Here is a 6,479-nt window from a genome sequence, read left to right on the forward strand (position 1 = left end):
GGAGGTGATGAAACTGCATAAGGTATTAAGTAATAAATGGACTATATTTCTTCTAGTTGCTCCAGGGGTATCTATTTTCCTTTTTATGATTGGAATACCAGTCTTAATGAGTATCTATTATGGGTCAACAGATTGGAGTGGAATTGGAAGTTACAGTTTTATAGGTTTAGACAATTTTAAAGAAATATTATTTAATGATTCAGTTTTCTGGAAATCGCTATGGAATGCTGTGTTATTAGCTGGAGCAACAGTACTTATTCAACATCCGATAGCTATTCTTATTGCAATTTTTTTAACTCATTGTGGTAAGTGGGAAAAGTTCTTTTCGGCAATATTCTTTATTCCAGCTGTCATATCTATTGTTGTGACATCTAAATTATGGGTAAGCATCCTTCATCCTAACTATGGTTTGTTAAACAAAGTCTTAGATTCAGTTGGTCTGTCATTTCTAAAACAAAATTGGTTAGGTGATCCAGACATTGCAATTTGGTCAATTATCATTGTCGTTATGTGGCAAGGATTTGGATATGCCCTATTATTATACCATTCTGGGCTGCAGTCGATCCCAAACTCTGTTTTTGAAGCAGCTAGGCTTGATGGAGCAAATAATTTTCAATTATATACAAAAGTTATTATTCCGCTATTATCACCAGTGATGAGAATAGCTATTGTAATTGCTGTTGTAACTAGTTTGAAACAAATGGAAACGGTTTTTCTAATGACAAATGGTGGACCTGGGGATAGTACAGAATTTTTAGGAAATTATCTATATAATACTGCTTTTTCCTCCTCTTTATATGGGTATGGAAATGCAATATCTGTCTTGTTTGTAATCTTCTGTTTGATTTTAACGGTCGTATTAAACAAAACCTTGAAGAAGGAAGTGGGAGAATACTAACAGGAATTATGGAGGGATTAAAATGGAGTCCAAATTACCAGTGTCTAGTAACAAAACACTGTTATTAAATGATAAAGGTGCTAGTAAGCGATTTTCGATAAAAAAGATGCTATTATTTACTCTCATGATTATATTAGCACTCGGACAAATATTTCCATTAATTTGGTTAATAAACTTTTCATTTTTAAAAAGTGGTGAATTTTTCGGTTCTGCATTTTTAAAATGGCCAGAAACGTTTGAATGGCAGAATTATATTGATGCTTTTACTTACGGTAGTGTTCCGAGATATTTTTTTAATAGTTTATTAATTACTATGATCACAGTGGTCGTTTCTGCTATTTTGTCTCTAATGCTTGCATATGCATTTACACGAATGAAGTGGAAATATAAAACTACTGTTATGAATATCATTCTTCTCGGCATGATTATTCCGATCCATGCGACTTTGCTACCAAACTTTATTATATTTAATAAATTAAATATGTTAGATAATATGTTTACACTTATATTACCGTATATTGCATTTTCTCTACCAATTAGTATGTTTATTATGACAGGGTTTCTAGAAACAATTCCAAAAGAGGTAGAAGAATCAGCAGTTATGGATGGGGCTGGTGTGTTTGGTATCATTTTTAAAATTATGTTACCGATGACAAAGCCAGCGATTGCAACAATTAGTGTGTTAAATTTCATTACTTGGTGGAATGAATTTATTATCGCAAATACGTTCCTCGTTTCTGATGAATTAAAAACGTTACCATTTTCAATATTAAAATTCACTGGTCAATACTCTTCTAATTATGGGGCACAGTTTGCAGTGATGACGATGATAGCAGTACCGTCTATTATCATTTATATAATCTTTAGTAAACAGATGACAAAAGGGATTACATCAGGTGCTGTAAAAGGATAGTAAAAATGAAAACATTATCTAAAAAATAATACATTACGCTATGAAAGCCTTTACATTATGATAAATGTTAGTGAAGGGGGAATAAACGTGGGAAAATTGAAAGTACTTTTGACAATGTTGTTAAGTATTATTGTTATTTTAAGTCTTGCTGCATGTGGTACAGAAAACTCAACAGGTGATAATGAGGGAGGCGCCGATGATGAAGGTAAAGTCACGCTTACTTTCTTTAGTGCAAACCCAGATCGTTCAGTCGGAGTTGGTAAGGTAGAGCAAGAAATTATAGATGCTTATATGGAAGAAAACCCTAATATTAAAATTGAAGTAGAAGCTTTACAGGATGAACAATATAAGAATAAGATTAAAATTTACTCTTCAACTAACAAACTACCAGATATTATGCATACTTGGGGACAGGAATCATTTATAGCTCCACTTATTGATAATGACTTATTATTAGAATTAAATCAAGAAGACTATGCAGATTATGGATTTGTTAATGGTTCTTTAGATGGTTACTCAAAAGGTGGTAAAACGTATGGCTTACCTAAAAATGCAGATTTATTCGTACTCTATTACAATAAAAAAATCTTTGCAGAAAATAATATAGAGATTCCTAAAACACAAAATGAGCTTTTAGATGTTATTGGGAAATTAAGAGCAGAAAATGTTAATCCAATTTCTATTAATGGTATGGACGGTTGGTCGCTACCAATTTGGTTTGAATATGTACTCCAACGTGAAACAGGCGACTTTTCAAAAATGGATAAAGCTTTAAGTCGTGAAGATAGCTTTACTTCAGAAGAATTTATTAAGGCTGCTGAGTTCATGAAAACCTTGGCTGATGCAGGTGGTTTTCAAGACGGATTTTTAACATCTGATTATGGTGCTGCACGTAATTTATTCGGTCAAGAACAAGCGGCAATGTATTTCATGGGTTCTTGGGAAATGGGGCTTGCAGCTGATGAGAATTTTTCAGAGAGCTTCAGAGAGAATGTTGGAGTTATGCCGTATCCTTCCACTGATAAAGGCAGTGTAAATGATGTGGCTGCTTGGTTTGGTGGTGGCTACTCTATTTCAAATAATTCTAAGAATAAGGAAGAGGCAGTGAAGTTCTTGCAATACTTCTTTAAACAAGAAAACTGGGTGAAATCTTCATGGCAAAGTGGTGCAACAATCCCAGCTCAACAGTTTGACAGTTACTTAACGGGGGATGAAACAGAGTTGCAAAATGATTTAATTGAGCTGTTTAATTCCATTGAGACTTCAAGTGGAACTCCAGTATTAGATAAGGGAACACCAGAATTTAAAGAAGAAATTATGCAACAACATCAACAATTACTTTCTGATCAACTTAGTCCTGAAGATTTTGTTGAGCAGTTGGACGAAGCAGCTGAAAAAAATAACAATAAGTAAGGCTGTTTTCGCACTGATTGTTGCTTTTCGTTCAAAGGAATAAGCACGTAAACATATAGCTTTCGTGGCATTTTTTCTACTTAAATAATTATTGAGCACTCCTAAAACTCGTCAAATTGTCCATTTTTAATGAAAATAGCTACAAAGTTTACGAAAATAGCCATAAGTAATTATGATTAGGAAGGGAATACAATAAATAATTGTATTCCCTTTTCAATCATTGAATAACTATACTCATCTTAAGGCTACTTCATCCAAAAAAAGAAAACGTTTTCCAAAATATCATTACTTATGTACAGCTTACTTTTTCATTATGATTAAAAAGTGGATTTCTATACTCTTTGAGGAGGATAGAAGAATGGTTTTAGGAGGGTAAGCTATGAAGAAAAAGCCGCTAATTATTTCTGTTTTTTTGATTATTATAGTTACGGTAGTTGGAATTATAATTGTAAAATACGATGGACAAACAGATCAACCCGCACAAAAGAAAGTAGTGTATTTAGATCCAGATGCTTTAATAGAAGATCGTGTCCAGGACTTATTATCTAAAATGACAGTTGAAGAAAAAGTTGGACAGCTGATTCAAGCTGAAGAAAAGTCTGTAACGAAAGATGATGTAAAGGATTACTATTTAGGTTCAATATTGAATGGTGGTGGATCCTTCCCAGAACTAAATGTGGAAGAAAGTAGCACAAGGGAATTGTGGGAAGAAATGGTAGATTCTTATCAAGAAGGAGCTTTAGCAACTAGATTAGGTATACCACTTATTTACGGTGTTGATGCAGTTCATGGGCATAATAATGTAAAGGGTGCAACAATATTTCCGCATAGTGTAGGTTTAGGCTCAACGAGAAATATTGATTTAATACGTGAAATAGGAAAAGCAACAGCAAAAGAGATTAAATCTTCGGGTCCTAACTGGACATTTGCACCTACTGTAGCAAGTGTTCAAGATATTCGCTGGGGAAGGTCCTATGAAGGTTTTGGTGAAGATACCACTTTAGTTGCTGATATGGGTGTGGCTTATATTGAAGGATTTCAAGGGACTAGCATTAGCGATTTAAAACAAACCTCAAAGGTAGTTGCGACTGCAAAGCATTTTATCGGTGAAGGTTATACAGATGGTGGAAAAAACCAAGGTGATATAACTCAATATACTGAGGAAGAAATTATTGAAATGGATAAGGAAATTTACGAAAAAGCAGTAAAAGCTGGAGTTAGAACAGTTATGGCATCCTTTCATAGCATACAAGGATTAAAAATGCATGCTAATGAACGATTATTAACAGGCTTTTTAAAGGATGAATTAGGCTTTGATGGATTTGTTATTTCTGATTGGTATGGAATACAACAAATTACTTTGGATCACAACGGAAATCCTGTTTCTGGATTAAAAGAGCAAATCAAAGTCTCTGTTAATGCTGGTGTTGATATGTTAATGCAGCCAGAGAACTGGAGAGAGACGTTAAAATTAACATTACAATTAGTTAATGACAATGAAATTACGATGGAACGGCTTGATGATGCAGTGTCTCGTATTTTACGAGTGAAATTTGAGGCGGGCTTATTTGAAAATCCTAAAACTGATCAATCACTTGCTGATTCGTTCGGGTCAGAAGAACATCAATCTTTAGCACGTCAAGCTGTGAGCGAATCTTTAGTATTACTGAAAAATGATGAAGTAAATGGGCAACCAATTTTTAATCAATTACCTGATATGGAAAAAATATTTGTAGCTGGTAAAAATGCAGATGATATTGGTAACCAATCAGGGGGATGGACGATCACTTGGCAAGGTAAATCTGGTGATATTACTGAGGGAACAACTATTCTTGAAGGGATAAAAGAAGTAGCTCCTAATAAAACTGTTACGTACGATGTTAATGGTAAGGGTGCTGCTGGGTATGATGTGGCACTTGTCGTTATTGGTGAAGAGCCTTACGCAGAAACTGATGGTGACACGAATGACCTTAATTTAAAGCAAGTTGACCTAGAAACGATACAAAATATTCGTACAGAAGATCCTAATATCCCAATTATTGTAATACTTGTAGCGGGTAGACCTATGATTGTAACAGAGCAAATGGATGATTGGTCAGGCTTAGTTGCTGCATGGCTCCCTGGGACTGAAGGTGCAGGTGTAGCAGATGTAATGTTTGGTGATAAAGACTTTACCGGTAAGCTCCCTATTAGCTGGCCAACTCATTTAGATGCTTATGACAATCGAGACAAGTTTGATGAGTATATTTTATTTGACTACGGCTTTGGCTTAAGTAAGTCAGAGGTTACACCTTAGTTAAGTGACTAAACGAAAATAATTAACTGTCTGAGCTACGATAATTGCTCAGACAAATGATTAAATACTAACTCAAAAAAGCACCTTGCAGTCGGTGCTTTTTGAGTATCATTTTATGAGTCTCTCAATGAGAATTTGAATCCATTCTGTAAATATAGATTCAATATCTTTATACTCAAAATCGTTTGAGAAAACAAGGCTTTGCAATTGCTCAGGTAAAAGGTGCAGCTTTTGCCTAAGTTCTGCATTATCCATAGATTCATCATCAAGGAATATTAAATGTTTTTTGTGCTCTGATGTAACGAAAACACGACCAGTATATTCTTTTCCGTTGATATATGTATAAATATGTCCTCTTGTATTAGGTCTACATCGAATATGATTTCCTTTTAATTTAATGAGTGAGTGTTCAAAGGAAGCCAATTGAGTTTTACTTATATAAAACTCCTCCAAAAAATACTTATTTTCGGTATGTCTCTCACTATGTACATCAAAAACATCATAGATTAATTTTATCTCTGGATTGCTAGAGATATTTTTATTTACGTTATTATAAAATTTTTTAAAAGGCATTAATCGATCATTTAGTAAAAAATCGATATTGCTATGATCCAAACTACAGCCATAGCTTAGTATAAATACAGTTTCCAATGATATTCTCCCCCAGTGCAGCTACTGATATCAACTAGTTTAAGCATATCATCGTGTTTAGAAATAGTACACAGAAGCTAAGTAAGAAAGAGCCCCATCTGTATAAAGTGTACCCTTTGTAAAGGACAGTTTTAAAAAAAGCCTAGGCTACATTAAGAAGGTGATCTCTGTATTGAACAGGGGTCATCTTCTTTAAATTCCATTGATATCTGTATTTATTGTAATAAATCATATATTGCTTAATTTCAAGTTTTAGTTCGTATAGTGTCGTGCATGGTTTAATATTAGCCTCATCCTTAAAATGTCCA

6 protein-coding genes are annotated in these 6,479 nt (G+C 34.0%); 4 read left to right on the forward strand and 2 right to left on the reverse strand.

Annotated features, from left to right (window positions below):
- Positions 1-7: 7 nt before the first annotated feature.
- The 4 genes from ACSVDA_RS10815 to ACSVDA_RS10830 all read left to right on the forward strand — a co-directional run bounded on the left by ACSVDA_RS10815 (position 8) and on the right by ACSVDA_RS10830 (position 5,520).
- Positions 8-898 carry a carbohydrate ABC transporter permease gene (locus ACSVDA_RS10815; protein WP_485883105.1) on the forward strand — a complete coding sequence of 297 codons (891 nt, stop codon included), beginning with the start codon at positions 8-10 and terminating at the stop codon, positions 896-898.
- Between the two features lie 22 nt (positions 899-920).
- Entirely contained in the window at positions 921-1,811 is an 891-nt protein-coding gene (locus tag ACSVDA_RS10820) for a carbohydrate ABC transporter permease (protein ID WP_485883106.1), read from the forward strand.
- A gap of 87 nt (positions 1,812-1,898) precedes the next feature.
- Complete coding sequence (locus ACSVDA_RS10825; RefSeq protein ID WP_485883108.1) at positions 1,899-3,224, forward strand: ABC transporter substrate-binding protein; 1,326 nt, start codon at positions 1,899-1,901, stop codon at positions 3,222-3,224.
- Positions 3,225-3,603: 379 nt separating this feature from the next.
- On the forward strand, positions 3,604-5,520 hold the full coding sequence (locus tag ACSVDA_RS10830; protein WP_485883110.1) for a glycoside hydrolase family 3 protein: 1,917 nt from the start codon (positions 3,604-3,606) through the stop codon (positions 5,518-5,520).
- A gap of 108 nt (positions 5,521-5,628) precedes the next feature.
- On the opposite strand, the gene ACSVDA_RS10835 is transcribed toward ACSVDA_RS10830, so the two are convergent.
- Together ACSVDA_RS10835 and ACSVDA_RS10840 are read right to left on the reverse strand one after the other, a co-directional pair.
- Positions 5,629-6,171: a hypothetical protein gene (locus ACSVDA_RS10835; RefSeq protein ID WP_485883111.1), complete on the reverse strand. Its 543-nt coding sequence runs from the start codon at positions 6,169-6,171 to the stop codon at positions 5,629-5,631.
- A 142-nt stretch (positions 6,172-6,313) separates the two neighbouring features.
- Positions 6,314-6,479: IS3 family transposase (locus ACSVDA_RS10840; protein WP_485883120.1), on the reverse strand; the 166-nt coding region annotated here is incomplete at its 5' end.

Origin of the sequence: Cytobacillus sp. Hm23 (assembly GCF_051842895.1) — a bacterium.
Taxonomy (GTDB): Bacteria; Bacillota; Bacilli; order Bacillales; family SM2101; genus Nanhaiella.